Here is a 24,298-nt window from a genome sequence, read left to right on the forward strand (position 1 = left end):
AAAACGGTATTGCCATTCTCTACGCAGAATGTCCCTTTGAATCCGGCGAGTTAACGATCTACAATCGGTGGTATTTAATAGGGAAGTGAAAATACCATGAAATTCAATATCTTGTCTATCTGTTGGCTGGTGGTCTCAAGTCTGTTTTGCCCCCTGGCCAATAGTGCTGGACTGCCGGACATCATTGATCGGATCAGGCCCGGCGTCGTGGCGGTGGGGACGATCATGCCACTGCGTCGTCCCTCAGCCCAGTTTATGGGTACCGGATTCGCCATCGGCGATGGCCGACTGGTGATCTCCAATCATCATGTGATTCCGGAGCTGATCGATCTGAACAGAAAAGAGCGCCTGGCGGTGTTCAGCGGTCGCGGTGATCAGGCCAAGGTGCATCCGGCGCGGGTCGTGAAGACCGACCCGGATCATGACTTGGTGGTGCTGGAGATCTCGAACGGGCCGTTACCGGCCGTACCACTGGCCACGGAAGAGACGGTAAGGGAGGGGGAGTCAGTTGCCTTTACCGGTTTTCCCATCGGCATGGTATTGGGGCTCTATCCTGTCACCCACCGGGGTATCATCTCCGCCATCACCCCGGTTGTCATACCCTCAAATAATTCAAGGAGTCTAACCGCCAAGCAGATTCAACGCATGCGAAACCGGTTTGAGGTGTATCAGCTGGACGGTACCGCGTATCCGGGCAATAGCGGCAGCCCCGTATACGATGCTCGCTCTGGCAGGGTGGTCGGAGTTCTGAACAGTGTCTTCGTCAAGGGTACCAAGGAAACCGTACTGGAACGTCCCTCCGGGATCAGTTATGCGATCCCGATCAAGTACGTGCACGAGCTGTTGAAGGGGGAGAGCAACGGCCAAAAACCAAAAGCCTTAACCCAATAGTTCCAGCAATCATGTCCCAATGATTTCTTTCGCCCTGTTATCTGTCGGATAAAAATAGAGATGTTGCGTGGTTTCCTCGAATGCATCACTGGTGAAGTCCGGAATTGCACCCTGCAGGAGCGGCACCAGCCGCGATTATCGCGCCTAAAGGCGCTCCACAGGTCGATTTTTGCAACAATTGGGTAATTTACCAGTTTAGCCGGATAGTGCCCACCGCGGTTCCCTGGAGTGGTATCGTCGTAAGCCCGGCACGACCGGCAATAAGGCGTGCTTTGCTCCCGTTACCTTCCACGTTGATGGGAATTCTGATGCTGTCCCCACCAGATAGATCATCTCATTGCCAACCTGTGTCTCCAGGGTGAGGCCATCCTCATTCTTTCCGCTGAGAAAAAGTATCAGGTTACCCTGGCTCCTTGTGCCGGAGACAGCCGTATGGTCAGTTCTCAGGGGGGGCGGAAGCGGGGTCTCTAAAGTCGTTTAGGCTGGGTGTCAATACCGTCAGAAAGTGATCTTCCAGGCTCGCGGTTTCAGGCTGGATCTCTACGCGCCAGAGCGCCTCCTCAAACCAGGGTTGCCGGTTCACGCCCTCGATCATATTTTTGCCACTCAGCTCGGTGTCATCACCATCTGTTTCAACATAGTATTGATAGTCAGTTCCGCCAATAAAACGGGTGATAGAGCGTTCGGGATAAATGGTGTCGACTCTCAGTCGTCCTTGCCCATTAGCAATCAGGAGGTGACGGGCACGACTCTCCAGAATGCCGTTGGATTCGGTCCCCGCCAGCAACCGGGTATTTTCCAGCGTCGGGCGATTGGCCGTATGCAGCAGCCATTTTTTTGACATAACCGGGATCGGTGGATACTACCCTGTCGTGAATGATCAGCTGATCCGTTCCGGTTAGATAGAGCAGTTCACGGATCACGCGACTGACTTTTCCGCCTTCCCCGTTTTCATCATAGAGGACACTGTTATAAGCGGGAGTGAGATCGGCGGCGCTATAGTGGTACTGGTCGCTACTGTTGTCGTAAGCGAGCAGTTGTCCGGCCTCCAGGTGCTGGCCCTGGTTCAGCTGGGAGGACCATTGCTCCGTACTGGAGATGGCACTGCCGGTGGGCAGTACCTGTAAGTGCCGACGAAAATCCGCGATTATTTGCCGCGACTGCCTACCAGAAGAAGTTCTTCATAGAAGTCCACGTCAGCGACTGAGTGGGTAAAAACGGGGTTTACCAGGAAGCTGAATCGCCTTAATCGGGTGACAGACCTTGGGAATATTGCTAAGACAGGCTGGCCGAGGAGATAGGCGTAACGCCAGCTAAGATTTGACCGTCAACACTGACGCTACGCCCCAAACCGTGCTTTCGCACAGCCGTGTCAGTGTCGCACCGGACGCGGTTTTTATCCAGCCCTCATCGGCCTTTCGTGCCGATGAACACCAGTGCTCGTCTTTACCACTGTGCCCGCTGCCATTGTCAGGTTGTTATTTGTCGGCGGTGCGACCGGGGGAATGTCTATTGCGCAGGCGGCTGTGCCGAACAGTCATAGGCGAATGCATACCGCCACAAATTACCATAACTCTCGTTGCTCCTGGCCACCTGCATATAGCCGGTTTTCAGGGACTGTACAATCCGTTCGGCCGTGGTGTTGTCCCCCGTATTCAGCCAGCAGGCGGCCAATCCCGGCAGGCTGCTGTTGGAGCAGGGCTGGTAGTGTTTCCTGTCATAGTTACTGTACTGCTCTATGCGTGACTGGATCAGATCGGGAACACCGCTGCCGCGCCATTGTGAGAGCTCCGGCAGCAGTATTCTTGGGTGGCTGGAATGCAACCTGCCAACCAGTTGATGCCCGCTATGGTAACGATTCGGCAGAATTGCCCGCACCAGGTAACCGTCCTGCTGGCCCAATTTATCCAGCACCCGGAGTGCCAGTTGCCTGGGCCCCATAGCAGTAACTTGGCTAGCCCCCCAAGCCGCCAGCGACAGGGTGAACAGCAGCGCGGTGATGACAGTGCCACCCTGCTAAATCGGCGGCAGGCGGCGAAACCGCCGGAACAGCCGGAACAGCCGAACTGACAGCGCGGTCCCTAGGGAGTGTACCGGAATCGGTATGGGCAGGGTCAAACCCCTGGCAAGAAGTATCCATGTGGACAGGAACAGCAGCAGTGTCAGCCGGGGTTCATCAAGCACACTGTCGAACAGACCGACTACCAGCAACCCGGCGAGAGCCGGCAGGTGGAACAGGGGGAAGCTGTCGCGTTGGCGCACCCGCGCAATCGAGATCAGCAGGCTGCTGGTAATGAATAGCGTAAAGATGGCAAGGCCCAGCCAGCCCCCTTCGAAGTAGGTGTCGACCCAGATGTTCTTGATGTGCCACCCAAGATGGTTTCCCGAATAGAGGAACCAGCGGTCCAGTCCATCATCAAATCCGCTGTTGCCCAACAGACGTTTACCGCTCGGTGTAATGATTTGCACATTATCGATTTCCAGGCCCTCGGCAAGGCCACGATTCAGAATGGAAATCTGTACCGGCCGGGAACCGTACCAATAACTCCTGCCCAGCTTTTTGACACTGAATTTTTTGTTGAAGTTGATCCACTCACTGCTTTTTTCGCCGGAGTTGATCCCCATCCATTGGCAGGACTTATAGGATTGATAGATCAGTCTTTCGCAGATCTCGATCAACAGACGGGTGGGCTGATCGGTCCTCGGCCGTAGTGAGATAGACAGTTGATAGGGACCCGGCTCGGGGATGTCGAAGCGTTGCGTCAGGAACAGATCACTGCTGTCACCGCTCCGGTCCATGCGCAAAAAACCGTTCGCATCCTCCCGAGCATGGCGCAGGGTTGGGGGTAGCGAATCCTGTGGATGTGACCAGTAGTAGTGTCGCGGAAAAGCGCCACGACCCATTCCCAGCAGTTTGCTTTCGGGGTCATCCTCCATCATTCTCAAGGCCGAATGCCAGTGGACAAATCGACTGGCCAGATCGCTGCTGACAGTGCTAAATCGGTGTTTGATGAACTCACCGCTGATGAACGGGGAGGAGACTAGCAGAGCCAACAGAATAATGCCCAGCAGATACCATCCAGTACCATGATGGGCCGATTCGGTATGACGACTGACGTAGAGCCAGACAGCAAGTCCGACGGATATTGCAATGATCACCGCAGCATAATTGGTACGGCTGAAGGTGACGGCCAAACCATACAATGCAAACAGCAGTAGCAAAAAACCGCCCAGATGGACCCATCGACTCCTCCAGACCAGAAAGAGTGCGGCAATGAACGGCAGGGAGAAAATCAGGTGGGCATCCAAAGGCGCTCCGCCTGTGGTCATACCGGAGAAAAAGCCGGTGACTCGATAGGGCTTGGAAAAGTTGAGAATTCCGGAGAACAGCGCCCGTTCCCACAGGATCGCCAACAGATCGGCGGTGATACCACCGATCACACCGAGGAGGAACAGCCTGGCGACCGGCAGGCCTCTACCCATGGCCTGTCCCAGCAGTGGGAGCAGCAGCAGTGCCCAGAAAAAGCCTTTTGCCAGCCGCAAACTGTTGTAATGGCTGTAGTAACTGGTAAATGCATTGGCATCGATGGGCTGAATCGGGAACAGGCCTTTCCATACCGTGTAGGCCTGCCAGAAGATCAGCAGAAATATCAGGGTCCAGCGTTTCCAGTTTAACCGCAAGGGTGCGATCCAAGGGTCTTTTTGCAGCAATCCGGATGCGAAGGTGGTCAGGATCAGCAGGTCAAACTCGGTAAAAAATATTCGTCCGGTTACCGGGGTCAGGTCCAGAACGGGCAGCAGAGTTGGAATAACCACCAGCCACAACGATGGATAACGCCAAAGAAGGATCAGGTAGATCCCTAGTGCAGTCGCTATCCAGGTGCTTGCAACAGGGAAATCCATGAGGGTGTAACCAACAACCGTCAGTATCACCACAGCCAACAGACGCTGGCTGATTAATCGAACAGGCGATACATGGTGTTTCCATGTAGCTGCGCCAGCGGGGGTGAGTTGAGGATTTTGCATCAGGGAGCCAGCCTGTCAGGGACATGCAACCCGCTCACGGGAGAGTTTTGGGGGTGTTATTGTCCTTCATGAATAATTACTATAGCCTGTTTAGCGCCTGGCTGTAAATCACTGATTATACAGGCCGAAATCTTATACTGTAACGTCTGTGAGTCGTGTTATATTGGGCAGTCTGCCGACTGAATGCAGGTATTAACAGCTATATTTCCCCCCGTATGAAACAGTATAAAATCTCTCTATTAATGGTGTGTACCGCCAATATTTGCCGCTCTCCCATGGCGCAGGGCCTGATGGGGCGAGAATTGGCGGCAAATGGGCTCGATGGTGTTGTTCGGGTGGATTCCGCAGGTACCCATGTGTTCAATCCCGGCCATCGCCCGGATCGGCGCGCCCAACAGGTGGCAGAAAAAAGTGAAGTCGATATCGGGAAGTTGAAGGCACGAATGATCGCAGAAGACGACTTTTATCGATTCGATTACATAGTGGCCATGGATAATGCGAATCTGCGGAATCTGCAGAAGATGTGTCCTGAAGAATACAGGAATAAACTGTTTTTAATATTGGATTTTGCACCCCAGATCGGTTTCAACGAGGTGCCTGATCCCTATTTCGGTAATCTCTCGGGTTTTGAACGGGTACTGGCACTGCTTGACTTGGGATGTAAAGGACTTATCAGGCATATCAGAACCCAGCACGAATTTCACACATGATGCGGATTTTAATCTATTATTTTAACCTGTTAAGCGCTAAATTCTATGCCATTGCCATGAAGTTGCCGATTATAAGTGTCCCGGGCATTATGTAATCATAATTAAAACGATCTTGTTACACGACAATCGCCAAACCAGGATTGGGCAACACAGCTACAATTTGCTGTGGGCTCGCTGCATTCTCAAGTAGATGATCGACCGGGTCGCCCGAACGCTCACTGCGCGTGAATCAACAGATAGGAAGTTAAATGAATAAAACCATTAGGCGTGCATTCTGTCTCTCTTCATTACTGTTCATTGCCGGCTGCGGCGTCGTCGATGATCAGCAACTTGTTGAAAAAGCAAAGCAGCATCTATCGGAAGGTGACTCTAAATCCGCCTTCATCGAGCTTAAAAACGCACTTCAGCAAAATCCTGAAAACAGCGCTGCTCGAACCTACCTGGGTCGGCTCTACCTCGATTCCGGCAATTTTTCTGCGGCTGAGAAAGAGCTGAAAAAAGCGCTCGAGCTCGGAGCTGATAACAACGAGGTTCTTTTTAGCCTGAGCCAGGCGCTGCTTCAGATGAGAAAATTCGATGAAGTGCTGTCCATGCAAACCGATCAACTGGAACCGCCTGAGCAGGGAAAATTACTGGCGACCCAAGGTATAGCGTTTTTGGTCAAGGGGGAACACGAACAGGCGATAGAATTGACAACGCGTGCCCTGGTCCTGGCGCCGGATTCGGCTTATGCCCAGGTTGCCCGTGCCAGTACTTACTTGATTGCGGAAAAATCCCTGATAAAGGCACGCCAGCTACTGGATCGTGCGTTCGAAATTGACAAGAACTTCCCGGTCGCGTGGAGTCTTCTGGGGGATATCGAGACCAATGAAAAACATCTGGAAGCGGCACGAGAGGCTTATACGAAGTCCATTTCCCTGCAACCAACCAACCTGGCTGATCGAAATAAACGCGTCACTTTAAATATCTTGTTGAATGACCTGGAAAAAGCCCAGTTTGATCTGGATATTCTGAGAAAACAGCTGCCTGGCAATCCTGCTGTCGCATTTTCTCAAGGTCTAGTCCACTTGGCATCAAACAAGTTGGATGATGCCAAGTCATCATTTGATCTGGCCATGCTTGCTCAGGACCGCTTTCCACTGTCCATGTTTTATCTGGCCTATACCAATTATCAACTCGGCAATGTTACCCAGGCGGATATTCACGCGGAGCGATACTTTGCGATCAATCCCGATTATCTGCCGAATAGAAAACTGCTTGCGGAAATCAAGTTCTCCCAGAAGGAGTTTGCTGACGTGGAGAAATTGCTGAGTCCGCTAGTGAAAGCCAATATTGCGGATGATGCTGTGCTCCATATCCTGGCAAAAACCAAGCTGATAAAGGGGGAGACGGCAGAGGGGCTGGCGCTGCTCAACCAGATAGTCGAACAGAATCCTGAGTCCGCGGAAGCCAGGCTACTCCTGGGTACCGGTCTATGGATGAGCGGGAACCAGGAGGGGGCATTTGCTCAGATAGAAACGGCCATAAAACTGGATACGGATTATCATCAGGCAGATATATACCGCGTGTTGGGCTATCTAAAACTGAAACAGATGGCAAAGGCTCACCAGTCAGCCGCGGAATTTCAGGCCAGGGCTCCCGATAGTGAAATACCTTACAACCTGATTGGCATGATCTACCTCGCCGAGAGAGAGTTCAACTCTGCACGGCAAGCCCTTGAGCGGTCATGGAATATCAAACCCGGCAATACCGATGCGGGCCATAACCTTGCATCAATAGCAGTACGGGAGGGTAAGTATGAGAGGGCAAGAGGCTACCTCGATGGTGTTCTCAAGGCGCATCCGGAGAATCTTGAGACACTATTAAAACTTTCGGAACTCGATGCGGCTGAAGGAAAAACAGAACAGCAGGTTCAACGTCTTGAAAGAGCCATTCGCCTGTACCCGAGTACAGTGGGGCCGCGGTTGCTTCTGGCTCGACACTATATCAGTTCAGGCAACCCTGGCCAGGTCACAGGACTCATCGCAACTCTTGACAGTGAGTCCAGAAATCAACTGCCTGTAATGGAGGTTGTTGCAAGCCAGGCAATCGCGCAGGAGAGATATCTGGTGGCGGAAAAGATTGCCAAGGATATTATTACCAGGAATCCGGATGCTCCAGTTGGCTACTATCTACTGGCGCAGGCGCATACCGGCATGGGAAATATGGAACTGGTGGAGGAGGATTTGCGGAAGTCGATACGGCAGAATGATCGACTCCTCCCCGCACGAATTGCACTGCTCCGCATGCTTGTCAATAGGCAGGATATACCCGCCATTGAACGCGAAATTGCCTCTTTAAAGGAGTTTGCCGCGGAAAATGAAGATGTAATGAAGGTGGAGTTTGCACTCGAAGAGCGGAAGGGAAACCAGCAGCAGGCATTGAAACTCGCAGAGAATCTGTTTTCGGCCTACCCGAATACGGACAATATGCTTGCGTTATCAAGACAGAAATTGCGGGTAGGGGATAGCGCGGGCGCCCTGGTAATACAAATGGACTGGGCCGAAAAGCATAGTGGAGACTATAAGGCCAATCTGATTCTTGCCGAAACCTATACCCGGTTAAACAAGGATGAACTGGCGGTCAAGTATTATCAGCGTGCATTGACGGTCTCTCCCGATGATGTTTTGGCGTTGAATAATCTGGCCTGGTCATTGAGAAATACCGCGCCTGACCAGGCACTCCAGCATGCTCAGAAGGCCAATAGATTAAAGTCGGCGTCGGTGACATTGATGGATACCCTGGCAATGGTTTACCTGGCAAACAAAGAGTATGAACTGGCGTTGCGCACGATCAAGGATGTCCGCTATCTCGAACCGGAGAATCCAACATTGCGGTATCACGAAGCGATCATCAACGCGACTGCTGGTAATAGCAAACTGGCGCTTCAGCTACTTGGCGAACTGCTGTCTAAACAGCAGGATTTTTCCGAAAAATCGGATGCCGAGGCATTATTCGAAAAACTAAAAAGCGGCTGAGTGTTCGATTAGGTTAAGGCGGTAGTAGTTTAATTGGCTCTTAAATCAGCGGTCTCGCTTCCCGCAAGGATGCGGGAGCATAATCCGCGGCAAAGGTTCATCAATACCTTGTTGGCCAGCTGTCCTTCGTGTTTCAACAGGCGTGACAAACCTCTTTCATCCAGCGAGAGTACCTTTACATCTTCCGTGGCTGCTATGATGCTGGCCGTTCTGGGAACATCCAGAAAAAAAGCAATCTCACCAATTACTTCGCCTGGTGATACCATGGCGATCATCTGGCCGTTTTTTTCGACCGCCACATGACCGGACAGCAGAATGAACATGGTTTTCGCCGCGTTGTCTTTTTCGATAATATGATTGCCTTTTTTACAGGCGATGATGTGACTTTTCTGAATCAACCGTTCAATTTCACTCTCTTCAAGATAATCAAACAGACTGGGTATTGTGTTGAATGACCACTCTTTGCCAGGTGACAGGGAGCGTATCTCATCGAGAAATTGCGCCGTGCTTGACACGGTCAGACTATGCACATTGGTTTTGTCATTGATAATTTCTGCGAGGGTGTCCGAGAAACGACAATACGCAAGGTCTTCGGGCTTGGTCAGCATAGCGAATGGGGAGCCGATCTGTTTCAGGTGTTCATAGTCGCCGACAACCAGGGCCATCGGTATGACCAGGCCAATACCCGGATAGGTGTAGGGCGCGGTGAACGGCCTGAATCCCAGTTTCAGATATGAGTTGAGATGGTGGGGTTCACAGTCAAGGAGTACAATTTCAGCCTTGTGCGTGAGGACAAAATTCATCACCTCCTTATACATTCTAAGGGTAACATTGCTCCCTCTATATTCTTCAGTCACCATCAGGCGCTCAACGATACATATCTGATCCTGATTCAGCATGGTGAGGAAGGGGGCAATACTGTAGGCTTCGATCAGCGAGTCAGTAAAGGGAACATCACCACCCCAAAATAATCGAAGTGTACCGATCGGTTCGCCATTTTGAATGGCAATCACTGCCCTGGCTGATTGGTCGTACTCGTCCCTCAGTTCTTGTCTATCATGATCCCCCTTATCTTTGAGACGACCCATGTTTTTTACATAAATCTGATAACGCAGTCTGAAGGAAGCCTGGTTGTCCTCGTCCGTTACCGCAAATCTGACCCCATCCTGCATAACGCCTCCCTATTACACACCACATACCCCAGACCCACCGCCAAAAAATAGAATACAGCCGGTCGGATTTGATCAAAAATCAATGGCCCCAGCGAACAAAAAGATAGTCTCTACGGGGTAATATAGTACCATTCCATAATCTGATCTATCGAAGAGTGGAAAATCAGCCTTGCTATCAATCGGATACGAAATAAACGATTAATGTTTAGCGGTAACCCCCGTGTTTGGCGGAACAACAACTCTCACTTATCGTAATTAAATTAATATGAAGTGTCTCCGACCAGTCAAAAAATAGGAGCAGGGATTCATGTCCAAAGAGAGTATGCTGAAACTGGTCCAGGCCGCCATTTTGGCGCCATCAGCAGATAATATGCAGCCGTGGAAGTTCAGAGTAACGGATGACTCCCTGGAACTGACTCTGGACAGAAACCTGATGGGGCATTTTTTCGATCCGGCCGATGTGGCAACAAAAATCGGTTGTGGTGCCTTGGTGGAAAATATTGATCAATATGCCCAGTATCTCGGATTGGCAATGGCGGTTGATCGGAGCTCATCCGGCCAGCAGGATGTGGTCGCAAGAATGACATTTACGCCTGTGGTGCGGAATGACCCGGGTAATTTTTCCTCCGAGTTGTTTTTACGCTGTACCAACAGGGAATTGTATGACAGAAGACAAAAAATTGGTCGCCAGGCGAGAGCGGACCTGGACGTCTCTGTCAATTCAAGCGATGGCTTTTCACTCACCTTCTACGATCTGCCGGTTCAGCGAAAAATGCTGATCAATACGCTCTACAAGGCAGACACAATACGTTTTAGCCATGAAGTTGTTCACAAGGATTTTTATGATGTTCTGCGGTTTGGTGATAGTGCCGGGAAGACAATGGATGGCCTGGCTCAGGCAACATTGGGCATTGAATTTTTTTTTATACCGATCCTGCGTTATCTGCGTTCCTGGCGACTAACCAATATACTGAACAAGGTCGTCGGGTTACATCATCTAATGGCATTGCGCGGTATCTGGCTACCAATGGTCAGTTCTGCAGGACTGGTTTCAATCGTTCATTCAGGATCGGCTGATTATCTGGAGTTTGGCCGGGTAATGGAACGCTTCTGGTTGCAGGCGACCCGTTCTGGATTGAGTGTCCAGCCACTGGGGGCTTTCCCCTTGTTTCTTGCCCGGCTGAATCTGCTCGATGGTGAAGGATTTTCCTCCGAGCAGGTATCCAGATTGCGTCAGCTGGAACAGGCCTTCGAAGATATCACACCAGCGTATCAGGTTGCGGAACGTCAACTGGTCATGCTGTTTCGCCTGGGTTATTCCGGGCGGGCTCCCGGCAGATCCATGAGACGGCCGGTAGACTCCTTTATCGAATAGATGACACGGATTTCAGTCCGTATTCATATTCCGAGCAAGCGCTTCGCTATTGTGAACTTGAGTTTTTGGAGCGGATTCCTGTTACCCATCCAGAGTGTCCCTTTCTTCAGCTTGTTAAGCCGTGCGTCATAGCAGGTATAGCGGGGTATGGGTTTTAACTCTTCAGGGTGCAGGATTGCCAGGATCGCCTGGGTAATTACCATGCCGGTGGCCAGTTTACAACCACTGGAGATGCTGGGGGCCTTGCGCTGGCTCAAATCAACTGACTCTGGATTAACGTACTTAAGATGAAATCCAGCAGGCGCGCAACCCAGTGACATCTTAAGGACCTGATGCTCGAGTGGGGCGGTGTAATCGATGTCAAAGTAATCATCAAAAGTCATGCCCTCACGGGTGTAGACCAGCATACCGACTCCAAAGCCCAATGGAACGCCGAATATGGCGGGTATATTACGTTCCCTGCAGGCGTTGATAATCATTCTATGAGTCTGGATTTCGAAGAACTCAACGGCATCGATAAAGATATCGGCATCCTCCAGGAAGTTATCAATATTGGTCTCGTTGATGCCCTCCTCGTAGGTTCCAATAGTGCATTCCGGGTTGATATCCAGAGCAAGGTCCCGCATGACCATCATTTTGGGTTTGCCCACGGATGACAAGGTAGCCCCATACTGGCGATTGAAGTTTCCAACCTCGAATTCATCGAAGTCGGATATCTTGAAATTACCGACACCCGCTCGAGCCATTGTGATCAGATAATCACCGCCAACTCCTCCCATGCCGGCGATCGCCACGGTTGCGTCACGCAATCGCTGCTGTTCCTGCAGTGAGGTGATACCGATATTGCGTGAGAATGCGAGGTCGTAATTAAATGGGTTCATTTTTCTTCTATCCGTTCCCTGAGGACCATGATTATTATGGTCGGTATTCAGCTATTATCACCGGCTAACTTGGTCGTAAGAAAGGTTCTCGGACCCATTAGCTCGAGTTCCAGTTCCTTGCTCAGTGGGGCCATGTCAGGCGTGAACTCATGTGTGCCAAGCAAGGAGAGTATGCTCATCATATTTGCTCCGGCCGGTGAACTGTTTTGCATGGCAAATTTCAGTGTTTTAAGTAGCCAGATGGGCAGTGGTATTTTAAGAATATTTTTATGGAGCAGTTCACCGTAAATTTCGGCAACTTCATTCCAGGAAAGGGCCTGTGGTCCACCCAGGTCAATCGTCCGGTTGACTATGTCATGGCGGTTGATTGCACGTACCATGCAGGCAGCCACATCATCGATGCAGATGAATGACTGGCGCGTCCTTCCGTTTCCCGGCACCAGGGCAACACCATATTTTTCCAGTATCCCACTTGTCAACGATGACCAGAGGCGAGTCAGCCAGTAACCGCGCAACAGGGTAGGTTGTGTCACGCCCTCCATAACAGAGCGGCTTCCCATCACGGCAAAATAGATGTCCATAAAGGCCGCGCCCCTGAATATGGTATAGGGGATGCCCGATTCAATGATCATCCGTTCAATCTGGCGCTTGATTACAAATTCGGGTACCTGATCATCATACGGGGAGGGAAAGGCCGATATATAAATAAGGTGTGGGATGTCGTTTCGCTTACAAGCACGAACTATATTCTCATAGAAAAGCAGGTCATCCGTCCCAAAGGCATCCCCCTTACGCGGCACGATGGAACTTGCGGTGGCTATCACATGGGAGATGTTGTCCTGGCATGCGCTATCGACACTGCTGAAATCGGTCAGATCACCCCTGGCCAGGGATATATTTGACCCTGGGGGCAACTGTATTGTGGAGCCGGGTCGTAGAAACGCGGTTGCTTTGATATTACAACGTGACAGGTGTTTCAATATGGCATGGCCGAGCTGGCCGGACGCCCCGAAAATAATCGGGTGAGTGTTTTTTGCTTCCATTAACAAGATCCTGTTCCATACCGCACGTGAAACTGTAACTGATTGCCGGGATCATACTCAACATGAATATAGTTCATCCAGGGATAAGTACATCATGGGCTCTTGCCCTGCGAACCTGGAGACGGGAAGGGCCAATTAGGCAGGAATATAATTCATAATTGGGCTTGGCCACCTGATACGAGCAATACGTCAAAAAATTTTACAGATATAAATTTCTGATTAGTCAGGAAGAGCATGATTTGCCGGGTAACAGTGTGCGGCGTATGCCGATAGGAGACAGACCGCAGGAACCCGTTCACAATAATCAGTGGATAAGTTCCCGGGGCTTGTTGAAAATCAGGCAGGAGGGAGCGTTTTTGGGTTAGCTGACCGATCCCGGCACGGAATTGCTTTAAGCGATGGGGAATTGTCGAAAAACTTTACAGATTCATTCTATAGCTTGGGTGTAGCGGCATTGATGATTAGTAAAAAATAATATAAATCAATGAGATATAAAACATGGCATGGATGCTGCTTTGTTGTGGGTACTCGAAACATACATTCAATTTCAGGAAGAGAATGATGAAAAAGACACTACTTGCACTAAGCCTGTTGGGACTGACCGGTTCTGCTGTAGCCACACCGTTTTATGTTGACACAGGTGTCAACTGGAACGGCGAAACCACCCTGACTTCTGACAAGGTCTGTGACACTTGCACCTCATCCAAGGATGAGATCGCTTACCTCTACCAATCTGTTTCAACCACGAATGATACCGATGGTTCCGGTGGTTTGAGCGCTGGTGATACCATTTTCACAGACGGCGGCTTGGCGGTTGGTGACATTATCAACAATCAGGTGACTGGCTTTAACCCCAACGAGGTTTTTGGCATTGCCAACAACAACGGCTACGGTTCCGATTGGCTGCTCACCTTCAGCTTCACCGGCTTGGTCGGCACCGTCGTCGAGTATACCCCTGGCACTTCATTGGAACTGGCCTACGGCGCTTTTGGCAACTTCGATCTGTATTACACGACAGATGGCGTTACATTGCAGAATTTCATGGATATCCAGGTAACTGGAGCGGTAACCGGCAGTGGCGGTACCCTGCTTTCGGGTGTTGTTGACTTTAGCAATGTAGATGCACTACCAGTAAGTACGTACAATCTGTTTCACTCACAGGGCGGAACCTGTAACGGTTTGACCGGTTTTTATGACATCTGGCTGAATTGTGATGGTATCGCTAACCCGCTGCTGGAGATTACATTCTTGGCAGACTTCAATACCAATGCTTCTACCATCGTAGTTACTGACAATGGAGCTGCAGGCGCCATTCTGCAGGGTAACCACGACGGTAGCGCAGTTTTCAACGTGCCAGAGCCCAGCACTTTGGCCCTGTTCGGCGGAACCCTGCTTCTCTTGGGTGCCAGCGCACGTCGCAGAAAAGCGTAAACTGAAGTTACAAGGTGCAAGTAGGAAACGGGCCCTTTAAGGGCCCGTTTTTTGTGAAGGGTTCTATTTACACCGCAGGCGCCACACTCCAGGGATGGAGGAGGTCGAGCGGCGCAGGAGGTCTGAGCTAGGGGATGGCCGGGTGCGGTGGTTTTTCGACTATTTAAATAACAGAACAAATTCCGCGAAAAGCTCCTTATCGAAGTGCTCCGACATCTGCTGACGCATCAGTTTCAGCGCATCGAACGGTTTCATCGCCTTTTTATAGGAGCGCTCCGATGTCAGGGCATCGAACACATCGGCGATACAGCAGATGCGCGCATAGCGATGTATCTCGTTCCCCTTCAACCGTTTCGGGTAACCGGTACCATCGTGGAACTCATGGTGCTGCAGCACGATATAGCGGCACTCATCGGAGAGGGCGTTGGCCTGTTTGAGTATTTTGAATCCCTGAAAGGGGTGGATACGCATGTGCGCCATCTCGGCGTCGGTTAATCTTCCCGGCTTGTTGATGACCGCCGGATCAACCATGACCTTGCCCAGATCGTGCAGAAAAAAGCCGGCACCGAGCTCCTGCAGGTCGTGGGCGTCCGAGTCCCGAAACAGCTCCTTGGCCAGTAGCAGGGCGGTTACACCCACATTCACCGAATGGGTGTAGGTATAAAAGTCGTGCGAGGTGATGCGCAGCAGATTACTGGAGGTTTCATCGTCGGCGAGCACCAGGTCGGTGATGGAGGCGATTACCTTCTTGCTGGTGACAATGTTCTCCGCCGAGGGACTTTCGAACAGCCGCTCCATCATGGTTCGCGAGTGTTCATACACCGCCCTGGCCTTCATATCGGAGGCCATGCTGGTGTCGTTCAATGCCTCCAGGAGCTCGACGGGGGCGAGTGTATCGGAGTTCCAGCGCTCGGGTACCGGTTGATCCTTGGGATCTAGCAGTGGTTCATCGTCGCCGGTTTGCGTGCATTCGGGTACCGCTACATCGCTTAAGGCGGCATCAACCAGGATATGCGTCAGATTGCACTCCCGGATCTTCCGGATCTGTTCCGGGTCCTTTATCTTGAAACGGTTTTTCAGGAACGGGTGCTTGCCCCAGGCGACCGGCAACTCCACGAACATTCCGATAGTCAACTGCTTGGTCGAAATTTTCCTGCGCATTTGCATCCCTCGAATTATTGTTACCGCCTATCCCAGGAATCGTATGCAAGCCGTAGCCTGGATGGAAGCCCGTGCCCTGGTGTTTGAAATGCGCGTTGTCCTACATACGGGCGGAATCCGGGTGGTTGGTTGGATCGGGGGTTCGCTCCCCGGATTTCGCCGTGCGAGTCATGAGGTTTTTTCTGGTTGGGTGGTGGCGGCTTCATCCGGGCTACAGCGCATGCCTCTATCCGCACCACGGAGACACAGAGAGCAAGCCGTAGCCTGGATGAAGCCCGTGCCCTGGTGTTTGAAATGTGCGTTGTCCTACTCCGGGCGAAATCCGGGTGGTTGGTTGGATCGGGTCCGCTCCCCGGATTTCGCCGTGCGAGTTATGAGGTTTTCTCTGGTTGGGTGGTGGCGGCTTCATTCGGGCTACAGTGCTTCCTATTCGGTTACATCGAGTAGCCCGGACGGAGCGCAGCGGAATCAGAGTTTCATTCACCATACATCCCCTCGTTATTCACTGGATCCGGTATGGACCAATCCGGCGGATACAACCCTCGTTGTACGTGCTGGTGGAAGGTCGAATATGGCCAATCTTGTACACGGGTAGTCCACCCGTGTTTCACAGGATTGAAATGAATGTAGTCTACATGTCGGGACAAATCCTCATCACCCTGAATTGTGTGTTCCCAGAACCGCCGTTGCCACAGGTCATATTCTCCCTTTGTATTTTGCGACATCTCTGCACCCGCCTTGACGAGCGAACGGGTGAATCGACTTTTTATTGACCGCCAGCGTCCGGCATAGTCATCATCTTCCTGTGGTAGGGTCCATACCGTATGCAGGTGTTCTGGCAACACCACCATGGCATCGATCTCAAAGGGCCGTTCCCGAAGCGTCTCCCTAAATGCCGTACGTAGTGCATCGATGTGTTCGATCATCGCTTTGGAATGACGATCCCGCAACGTGACGGTAAAAAAATAGGTGCCCCCCGGAACTCGATTACGCCGATATTGAACCATGTGTGACCATCATCCCTGTTGTGTGTGTTTCCTTAATCCCGGATTCCGTTGCACTCCAACCAGGCTACGGTTTGATACTTTTATCACATATCGTAGCAGCAGTAGCCTGGATGGAGCCGCTATCTTCCTGGCAGGCTGAAGCGTACAGACTTGGCGCGGCGGAATCCGGGGCGGGTTACCGGTATTCGAGTCAATCTGATACCTGTTTAGCGGCAGATTGATCCCGGAGTTTAAGATAACGTTTCTGCTTCGCCCGGGCGGGGGTGACTCACCTGACCTGTTCAAGGATAATGGGCAAAACTGATTCCCTGAGGAGAGATACGGGTGGAGTTATCGAACTATTTTTACCGTACGCTGATCTATTCCGAGGAGAAAGGGCAGGTGCATGTGTATGAGAAGCTGCCACCCCATTCGCCGATTCCCCTGGATCCTTGGCTGGGACGGGTCATTCAGTTGGCGGATGGTCAGCATACCCTCCAGGAAATGATCGACTATGTGGCCAGCCAATATCTGGGGGATATTCCGGAAAATTATTTGAAAACAATCGGCTCGGTGATCGAGCGGCTGATCGAAACCGAGGCTGTTGCGCTTTCGCAGACCCCTTATACCTTGCCCTATCATCTGGCGATGCCGAAAGAGCAGCAGGACCCGGCCATGGCGGAGCGCTCCATGAAAGAAGCGGGTTATCCAACCGCCTGATACCGGCTTCAGCAGTCGATAAAATTGACGGCGAGCCCACCGCGAGACGTTTCCTTATATTTGCTCTTCATGTCCAGTCCGGTTTCGCGCATGGTTTTGATCACCTTGTCCAGGGATACGTAATGGCTGCCGTCGCCATACAGGGCCATCCGTGAGGCGTTGATCGCCTTTACCGCTGCCATGGCATTTCGCTCGATACAGGGCACCTGTACCAATCCACCCACCGGGTCGCAGGTCAGGCCCAGGTTATGCTCCATGCCGATTTCCGCCGCATTTTCCACCTGCTGGGGAGTTCCTCCCAGGGCCTCGGTGAGTCCCGCGGCGGCCATGGAACAGGCCGAGCCGACCTCGCCCTGGCATCCGACCTCGGCCCCCGAAATCGATGCGTTGATCTTATAAAGGATGCCTATGGCTCCGGCAGTCAATAAGAAGCGGATAATGTGCTCATCATCGGCGCCATCGCAAAATTGCCGGTAATAGTGGAGAACAGCGGGGATGATCCCGGCGGCGCCGTTGGTCGGGGCGGTAACGACGCGCCCACCGGCGGCATTCTCCTCATTGACCGCCAAGGCATAGAGATTGGTCCAATCCATGGCGCTGAGCGGGGCCGTGCCGAGTTCCGATTCCGCCTTGAGTTTGCGATAGAGGTCAGCCGCCCGTCGTTTGACTTTCATGCCGCCGGGTAAAATACCTTCGGTACGGCACCCGCGCTCCACACACGCTTGCATTACCCGCCAGATTTTGAGCAGCTGTTCGCGAACCGCGGGTTCGGGCCGCCAGCTTTTCTCGTTCTCCAGCATTATCCTGCTGATGCCGTAGCCGGACTCCTTGCATCGCGACAGCAATTCCGCGCCGGTTGAAAAGGGGTAGGGAACGGTCGTGGAGGTTTGTGGCAGACGGTCATTCCTGATCTCATCCTCATCGAGAATGAATCCGCCACCCACCGAATAATAGACCCGGCTTTCCAACAGCAGGTCGCCTTCCCCCAGGGCGCTGAAGCGCATTCCGTTCGGATGTCCGGGCAAGCTTTTACGCTTGTGCAGGATCAGATCACGCTCCTCGCGGAATGGGATATTCCGTTCCCCCAGGAGCTGAAGTGCAGCGGAGGTGCGTATTCTTGCAAGCCGGGCGCCAATCCGCTCGATGTCGGTGGTATCCGGCTCTTCTCCAGACAACCCCAACAGTACCGCCTTGTCGCTGCCATGCCCCTTTCCGGTCGCACCAAGGGAGCCGTACAGTTCCGATTTGATACGACGGGTCTGTGGTAAGAGCCCGCTCTCCCTGATACGTAGCGCGAACAGACGCGCCGCCCGCATCGGCCCTACCGTATGGGAGCTGGAAGGCCCTATGCCAATCTTGAACAGCTCAAAAATGGTGATCGACATTGCTAGTCTCCAAGGACGATGGCTCGTGTCTCAATATAGCTTAGACGGTTGTTTGACTGATTAGTCGCGAGAGTGGCACAAAAACCGTCCCGACCCAAAGAGCTTTGATCATAGGGCGCGCCGCGGGCGCCGGTGGTGGGCCCGGCCCGCCCTATGGGTCTAGTGTCGAGGTGCCGAAATAGATTGCCAGTGGGTTGCGGGTTGATGTGCGTATTTTCCGGGTTTGAGGAGTAGAGACCACTGCCTCAACATTCCTTGCGCAAGAGGCTGACCAAGTTGCCTATATCACGAGTCTCGATCAATTCGATGCCACGATTCATCCAGTCCAGCGCTTCCGCCGGATCGGTGATGTCATAGAGCATCCAGCGCCAGGGCCCGGCGGCCGGCGGATCATTCCGGGGTAGCTTGGTGTGATTGCAGATCAGGTATTGAGGATTCAGTTCCAATGCCTGGGTGATGCTTGTCTGGTCATAGTTGTGCAGTACCCAACCCGTAACCAGATCGCTGTGATGCTTCGCATAGCGCAGTGCCTCGATACTGAAGGATATCAGCACGCACTGCTCCTTAAAACGATCGAGTACAGGTAGCAGGGATTGCATCACCGGTTCCAGTCCCCAATGATCGAGGCTCTCCTGCTTGATCTCCACCATGGCGCGTACCTGGGGTGAGCGGGCGATCCTGACCAGGGCCTCGTCGAGCGAACAGAGGGGTTCGGGGTGATATTTCCCCCCAAGGCGCTCCGGTTCATGGATACTGATCCGGCCCAGTTGTGACTCGGTGATATCGAAAAGCGCGCGTGGGGAGTTGGCGGTACGTTGGAAATCCGCATCGTGCAGCAGGAAGAACTGTCCCGGTTTATACATCTGGATGTCGAACTCTATCCACAGGGCGCCACTCTCGATGGCGGCCTGAATTCCACGCCAGCTGTTCTCGGGGTACAGCTCCATATAGCCCCGGTGCGCCACCAGGCGAGTGGAATAACTGTTCATTCGTAACTACCCACCTGGCCTGCATGCGATTGGACTGGCTTGTGGGATGATCTTGATCCAGCCATCGTGCGAGGCCGGCAAGGCAGGCCAATCACCCTGTGAGTAGTTACCTTCATTCGACGGCCTCTTGTTCTCGGGAATCGCTCGATAGACGACTCCCGCTGCTCGGACTTGGGTGGCCGTAGTAGTAACCCTGGGCATAATTTATGCCATAGTTCTGGAGCAGCAGGTTGGTCTCTTCATCCTCCACCATCTCCGCAATGGTTTTTATGCCGAACTGATTGGCGATGCTGGCGATATGCTCGACCATGATCCGGTCACGGCGATCCACGGCAATCTGCCGGACAAAGCTGCCTTCAATCTTGACATAGTCGACTGCGAGATATTTCAGGTAGAGGAAGGAGGAGAAGCCACTGCCGAAGTCATCCAGGGCAAATTCTATCCCCAGATCGTGCAGTTCATCGATCAGGTGACTCAACTCGGATATCCTTGGAAGTGCCTCGCGTTCTGTAATCTCAAATACGATCCGGTTAAGCTGGATTTTCATTTTCCTGGCAAATCCAACCATCTCCCGAATGGTCTCTTCGTTGGCCAGGGTGCGGGAGCCGAGATTGAAAAAGAGCTTGGTCTCTTCCAGTGGATGGCCGGCCAGGTACTCAATCCCTTTTTTGAAGACATCCGTGTCCAGCTCGACCATCAGTCCCAGCTCCTCGGCGGCATGTATGAACTCGTTTGCAGCAATATACCGGCCGTCATCCTCAATACGCGCGAGGACTTCATAGGCATACAGACCACCCGGTATTTTGACAATCGGCTGCAGGAAGGCCGCGACCCGATTCTCCTCCAGCGCCAGACGTAGGAATTCCCCCTTTTTGAATACCTCCATTTCCGCGCCGCTTTCATCATCGCCCAATACCGCCACGCAGTTTTTGCCGCAGCGTTTGGCTTTGTACATCGCCACGTCCATGGCAATCTTGAGGTTTTCAACACCGTCGCCATTCTGCGGATAGCTGACCACACCGAAACTGCCGCTGATCCTGATTTTGCAGTCGGGTAACTCGAGGGCGGAATTGGCCAGAATATGCCGCAGTTTCTCCGCGGAGGAGAGGCCGTGGTCAAAATCCGTTTCCGGCAAAATAATGGCGAATTCATCGCCCCCGATACGCGCGATGACATCGGTCCTGCGTGTCTGTGCCCTCAACAGCAAGGCCAGTTTCTGCAAGGCCATATCGCCGATAGGATGTCCATAGGTGTCATTGATATGCTTGAAATTGTCCAGGTCGATCATGATCAGACAAAAACAGCGGTCATGCCGGGTGGCACGGTCCACCTCATAGTCCAGAAACTGTTCGAACCTCCGCCTGTTGTAGAGTCCGGTCAACGGGTCACGAACCGAAAGCTCCTCCAGCCGATACTGGAAATCCTGCAGGGTCACCAGCATGCGGTTGAAATAATCCGTCAAATGATGCACCTCGCGGATCCAGCCCCCGTGTTTGACCCGCTTTGAGAGATCGGCATTGTTGGTGATCTCCCCCATGATCGTAGCCAGGGCGATAATGGGTTTCACCACAAATGCCCTGAGTTTGAAAAACAGGCCGGTAAACAGCAGTGCCATGATCAGGATGAAGTATCCGAGCATGATATTGATGATCAGGGAGAGCGATACCTTCAGGTTCTCGATGGGATAACGAATATCGATGACCCCGTTTACGTCGCCTGGCCGCGCCTCCTCATGGCAGCGGGTACACTCTTTGCTGACGATGACCGGGTAGATAAAACGGATGTCGGATTCGCTGGTCCGGAGAATCTCCTTGCCACTGCCGAGCGCCTGCTGGATCAACGGATCTGCCTCGCGTATGGCCGCCTCGCCGGGTATGTCGCCGAACTCCCTGATCACCGGGTTGCCGCGATAGGCCATGATCTCCATCCTGGGGGCGGCCTTGTTGAGTCTGTCGATAGTCGCCAGTATCTCTTTTTTGTTCCAGCCATCACTCATTACCGAGTAAAGGCTTTGAAAGATCAATTCCGCCGTTTGTCGTGCATCTTCACGCGAGAGGTCTTCAATGGCCTTCTGTTTGATGTTCGAGGAGATGAGCAGGATGACGATGAGGGAGATAATCAGGTATCCGCCCGATAACAGCAGAATAAAGCGTAGGAGAGGCATTCCCTTGAGACGACTTTTTATACTATTTGGCATATGTCCATTCGCCTTATAGCCACCGTTTTGAAGATTGTGATCCAGCTAATTATAGTGAATTCGGATCACTAAACCACTAGAAGTATGTGCAATATGAGGCGGGACGATAAAAACCATATTCATTGAGTGGTGTAATTTGACAGAGCCCAGGTACAATCGCCTTAATTCTTTACTATATTACTAGGTAATTATGGAGTGTATAACAATGAGTGTAGAGATCCCGCAGCGCGATGGTGATGGTTATCTGGTTGACATGAACAGCTGGACACCCGAGGTCGGCAGGGCGATGGCCGATGCGGATGGCGTGGTACTGGACGACGAGAAATGGGGCCAGATTTTAAAGGCCCGCGAGTATTATGAAGAACATGCGGTGGTACCGCCGATCCGAAAGTTCGCCAAATATCTGGATGCACCTTCCAAGGAGATGTTCAATCTCTGGCTGACCGGACCTATGAAACCGATTACCAAGTATGGTGGCCTGCCAAAACCGACAGGTTGTGTATAATCGGAATTGATTGGAGTCTGGATCAGAGATGGCAGAAGTTCATGACTTACCCCGAAACAGGAAAAAAAGCACCGGCATTCAGCCTGCCTGACCAGAACCGGAATATGGTCAGCCTGGCAGACTACCTTGGCAAAAATGTGGTTGTCTATTTCTACCCCAAGGCGTCGACACCGGGCTGTACCGTACAGGCTTGTGGCATTCGTGACTACAAGCGTGTATTCGAAAAATTAAACGCGGTGGTGCTGGGAATCAGTCCGGATGCGCCACAGCGGCTGGTCAATTTCACCGAGAAGCAGGGCCTCAATTTTACCCTGCTGGCCGACGAGGATCATGCCGTTGCGGAAGCCTACGGGGTATGGGGAGAGAAAAAATTCATGGGCAGGGTGTTTGACGGTATCCATCGGACAACCTTTATAGTCGACGCCGACGGCATACTGCGACAGGTCATGGATAAAGTTAAAACCAAGACCCACCATGAGGACGTGGCACGATATATCGAGGAAAATCTGTAGTATTTTTCACCGGCATGGCGGTTTACGGACTGTTTTCATGCTGTTGGCCGGTTCGGTTGTCAAGTGGGAAGCCATGAGTATCTTGAAAGTTTATGCATACGCCAATTGCGGAACCTGTAGAAAAGCAAAAAAATACCTGACGGAGCACGGTATCGAATTTACCGAAATCCCCATTCGCGAACACCCCCCCACCGAGTTGGAACTCAGGACAATGCTGGATGCCTGCGACGGCCAGGTCACCCGACTCTTCAATACATCCGGTCAGGACTATCGCCAGGGAGGTTTTAAGGAGAAGCTCAAGACCCTTTCTGACGTACAGGCGATCTCGGCGCTGGCCGCAAACGGAAATCTGATTAAAAGGCCCTTTGTTATTTCCGATAGCGTTGCCGTCGTCGGCTTTAATCAGGACCTCTGGGATAGCCTTTTCTAAGATCCAATAGCCGTAGCCCGGATGAAGCCGCTACCACCCAAAACGGAAGAGCCGTACGCGCCCGTAGCGGCAAAATCCATGATGCCAATCGAATAACATAGAGAACGCAGGAAGACCCCTATCGATGAAACACTATTGGCTGATGAAAAGCGAACCGGATGCTTATTCGATTGATGATTTAAAGCGGGATCGAACAGAACACTGGGATGGCATCAGGAACTATCAGGCCCGCAACTTCATGATGCAGGAGATGAAGCCGGGTGATGAAGTGCTGTTTTACCATTCAAGTTGCAAGGTTCCGGGTGTTGCCGGCGTGGCCCGTATCTGCAAGGAGGCGTATCCAGACTTTACCGCTTGGAACCCCGACTCGAAATATTACGACCCGAAATCGACCCCGGAAAAGCCGCGCTGGTTTATGGTGGATGTGGAGTATGTAAGTAAATTTCCCGAGGTGATTTCGCTCGCTCAGATCCGGCAAACGCCAGCGCTTGAAGGCATGCGACTTCTGCAGAAAGGGAACAGGCTCTCCATTATGCCGGTCTGTGCGGAAGAATTTCGCACGATCTGCAACCTGGCGGGCTACGTTCCTGATGGCGCCAGATCCTTGAGCAGGTAGTTGCTGTAGGCATCCAGTACTTTTTTCTGTGCTTCGGTTCGGGGTGTATTGGCCCGGGCCATCTTTCTGTTGTACCAACCTGAAATACCGGGCGGAAGCAGGGTGCGGGCTTTTCTCATGTCTGAATCATCCTGTGGTGTTTTTTGAATAACCCTTCTCGCTGGGAACCTTCCAAGACTCCTACTATAAGCATAGTTTGTCACGGCCTGAACACAATGCCGTGCTGGTAAAAGGCAATATCGGTTAATAGA

At 52.2% G+C, this 24,298-nt stretch carries 22 protein-coding genes; 10 read left to right on the plus strand and 12 right to left on the minus strand.

Going from position 1 to position 24,298, the window contains the following annotated elements; genetic code table 11:
- Positions 1–96: 96 nt before the first annotated feature.
- Positions 97–891, plus strand: a complete 795-nt coding sequence (locus NPX02_RS19185) for a S1 family peptidase (RefSeq protein ID WP_260295606.1) — start codon at positions 97–99, stop codon at positions 889–891.
- Positions 892–1,327: 436 nt separating this feature from the next.
- On the opposite strand, the gene NPX02_RS19190 is transcribed toward NPX02_RS19185, so the two are convergent.
- The 3 genes from NPX02_RS19190 to NPX02_RS19200 form a co-directional block, all read right to left on the minus strand.
- Positions 1,328–1,735: a hypothetical protein gene (locus tag NPX02_RS19190; protein ID WP_260295608.1), complete on the minus strand. Its 408-nt coding sequence runs from the start codon at positions 1,733–1,735 to the stop codon at positions 1,328–1,330.
- Between the two features lie 665 nt (positions 1,736–2,400).
- On the minus strand, positions 2,401–2,832 hold the full coding sequence (locus tag NPX02_RS19195; RefSeq protein ID WP_260295610.1) for a hypothetical protein: 432 nt from the start codon (positions 2,830–2,832) through the stop codon (positions 2,401–2,403).
- Between the two features lie 75 nt (positions 2,833–2,907).
- Positions 2,908–4,917, minus strand: coding sequence for an O-antigen ligase family protein (locus NPX02_RS19200; protein WP_260295612.1), 2,010 nt, complete (start codon positions 4,915–4,917; stop codon positions 2,908–2,910).
- Between the two features lie 215 nt (positions 4,918–5,132).
- On the opposite strand from NPX02_RS19200, the gene NPX02_RS19205 reads away from it, so the two are divergent.
- Complete coding sequence (locus NPX02_RS19205) at positions 5,133–5,627, plus strand: low molecular weight protein-tyrosine-phosphatase (RefSeq protein WP_260295614.1); 495 nt, start codon at positions 5,133–5,135, stop codon at positions 5,625–5,627.
- 248 nt (positions 5,628–5,875) lie between these two features.
- Positions 5,876–8,644: an XrtA/PEP-CTERM system TPR-repeat protein PrsT gene (prsT, locus tag NPX02_RS19210; RefSeq protein ID WP_260295616.1), complete on the plus strand. Its 2,769-nt coding sequence runs from the start codon at positions 5,876–5,878 to the stop codon at positions 8,642–8,644.
- 29 nt (positions 8,645–8,673) lie between these two features.
- Here the strand turns inward: prsT and NPX02_RS19215 are convergent, their stop codons facing one another.
- The gene (locus NPX02_RS19215; protein WP_260295617.1) at positions 8,674–9,816 is read right to left on the minus strand and encodes a GNAT family N-acetyltransferase; all 1,143 of its coding nucleotides are present in this window, start codon (positions 9,814–9,816) and stop codon (positions 8,674–8,676) included.
- Positions 9,817–10,123: 307 nt separating this feature from the next.
- On the opposite strand from NPX02_RS19215, the gene NPX02_RS19220 reads away from it, so the two are divergent.
- Positions 10,124–11,191 (plus strand): hypothetical protein, encoded by a 1,068-nt coding sequence (locus NPX02_RS19220; protein WP_260295619.1) that lies wholly within the window; start codon positions 10,124–10,126, stop codon positions 11,189–11,191.
- 23 nt (positions 11,192–11,214) lie between these two features.
- Here the strand turns inward: NPX02_RS19220 and NPX02_RS19225 are convergent, their stop codons facing one another.
- Both NPX02_RS19225 and NPX02_RS19230 read right to left on the minus strand, forming a co-directional pair.
- Positions 11,215–12,072 carry a ThiF family adenylyltransferase gene (locus NPX02_RS19225; RefSeq protein ID WP_260295621.1) on the minus strand — a complete coding sequence of 286 codons (858 nt, stop codon included), beginning with the start codon at positions 12,070–12,072 and terminating at the stop codon, positions 11,215–11,217.
- A 47-nt stretch (positions 12,073–12,119) separates the two neighbouring features.
- Entirely contained in the window at positions 12,120–13,115 is a 996-nt protein-coding gene (locus tag NPX02_RS19230; RefSeq protein ID WP_260295623.1) for an SDR family oxidoreductase, read from the minus strand.
- 561 nt (positions 13,116–13,676) lie between these two features.
- On the opposite strand from NPX02_RS19230, the gene NPX02_RS19235 reads away from it, so the two are divergent.
- Positions 13,677–14,546 carry a PEP-CTERM sorting domain-containing protein gene (locus tag NPX02_RS19235; protein WP_260295625.1) on the plus strand — a complete coding sequence of 290 codons (870 nt, stop codon included), beginning with the start codon at positions 13,677–13,679 and terminating at the stop codon, positions 14,544–14,546.
- A gap of 159 nt (positions 14,547–14,705) precedes the next feature.
- Here the strand turns inward: NPX02_RS19235 and NPX02_RS19240 are convergent, their stop codons facing one another.
- Together NPX02_RS19240 and NPX02_RS19245 are read right to left on the minus strand one after the other, a co-directional pair.
- Positions 14,706–15,707 carry an HD-GYP domain-containing protein gene (locus NPX02_RS19240; RefSeq protein WP_260295627.1) on the minus strand — a complete coding sequence of 334 codons (1,002 nt, stop codon included), beginning with the start codon at positions 15,705–15,707 and terminating at the stop codon, positions 14,706–14,708.
- 476 nt (positions 15,708–16,183) lie between these two features.
- Complete coding sequence (locus NPX02_RS19245) at positions 16,184–16,714, minus strand: REP-associated tyrosine transposase (protein WP_260295628.1); 531 nt, start codon at positions 16,712–16,714, stop codon at positions 16,184–16,186.
- Between the two features lie 324 nt (positions 16,715–17,038).
- Here NPX02_RS19245 and NPX02_RS19250 point away from each other — a divergent pair, with 324 nt between their 5' ends.
- Positions 17,039–17,413 (plus strand): hypothetical protein, encoded by a 375-nt coding sequence (locus NPX02_RS19250; RefSeq protein WP_260295630.1) that lies wholly within the window; start codon positions 17,039–17,041, stop codon positions 17,411–17,413.
- Between the two features lie 8 nt (positions 17,414–17,421).
- Here NPX02_RS19250 and NPX02_RS19255 read toward each other — a convergent pair whose 3' ends face one another.
- From NPX02_RS19255 to NPX02_RS19265, 3 genes are all read right to left on the minus strand, one after another.
- Positions 17,422–18,798 carry an L-serine ammonia-lyase gene (locus NPX02_RS19255; protein ID WP_260295631.1) on the minus strand — a complete coding sequence of 459 codons (1,377 nt, stop codon included), beginning with the start codon at positions 18,796–18,798 and terminating at the stop codon, positions 17,422–17,424.
- 245 nt (positions 18,799–19,043) lie between these two features.
- Positions 19,044–19,787 carry a glycerophosphodiester phosphodiesterase family protein gene (locus tag NPX02_RS19260; RefSeq protein WP_260295633.1) on the minus strand — a complete coding sequence of 248 codons (744 nt, stop codon included), beginning with the start codon at positions 19,785–19,787 and terminating at the stop codon, positions 19,044–19,046.
- A gap of 112 nt (positions 19,788–19,899) precedes the next feature.
- The gene (locus NPX02_RS19265; protein ID WP_260295634.1) at positions 19,900–21,984 is read right to left on the minus strand and encodes a bifunctional diguanylate cyclase/phosphodiesterase; all 2,085 of its coding nucleotides are present in this window, start codon (positions 21,982–21,984) and stop codon (positions 19,900–19,902) included.
- Positions 21,985–22,189: 205 nt separating this feature from the next.
- Here NPX02_RS19265 and NPX02_RS19270 point away from each other — a divergent pair, with 205 nt between their 5' ends.
- From NPX02_RS19270 to NPX02_RS19285, 4 genes are all read left to right on the plus strand, one after another.
- A complete protein-coding gene (locus NPX02_RS19270; protein ID WP_260295636.1) occupies positions 22,190–22,489 on the plus strand; it encodes a TusE/DsrC/DsvC family sulfur relay protein in 300 nt (99 codons plus the stop codon).
- Between the two features lie 41 nt (positions 22,490–22,530).
- Entirely contained in the window at positions 22,531–23,001 is a 471-nt protein-coding gene (gene bcp / locus NPX02_RS19275; RefSeq protein ID WP_260295638.1) for a thioredoxin-dependent thiol peroxidase, read from the plus strand.
- 73 nt (positions 23,002–23,074) lie between these two features.
- Positions 23,075–23,431: a Spx/MgsR family RNA polymerase-binding regulatory protein gene (locus tag NPX02_RS19280; protein WP_260295639.1), complete on the plus strand. Its 357-nt coding sequence runs from the start codon at positions 23,075–23,077 to the stop codon at positions 23,429–23,431.
- 124 nt (positions 23,432–23,555) lie between these two features.
- Positions 23,556–24,047, plus strand: a complete 492-nt coding sequence (locus NPX02_RS19285; RefSeq protein WP_260295640.1) for an EVE domain-containing protein — start codon at positions 23,556–23,558, stop codon at positions 24,045–24,047.
- Here NPX02_RS19285 and NPX02_RS19290 read toward each other — a convergent pair.
- Positions 24,011–24,298, minus strand: a 288-nt coding sequence (locus tag NPX02_RS19290) for a hypothetical protein (RefSeq protein WP_260295642.1), incomplete at its 5' end; no start/stop codon positions are given. The genes NPX02_RS19285 and NPX02_RS19290 overlap by 37 nt on opposite strands.

The organism is Sedimenticola hydrogenitrophicus (assembly GCF_025175675.1).
Classification (GTDB): Bacteria; Pseudomonadota; Gammaproteobacteria; order Chromatiales; family Chromatiaceae; genus Sedimenticola; species Sedimenticola hydrogenitrophicus.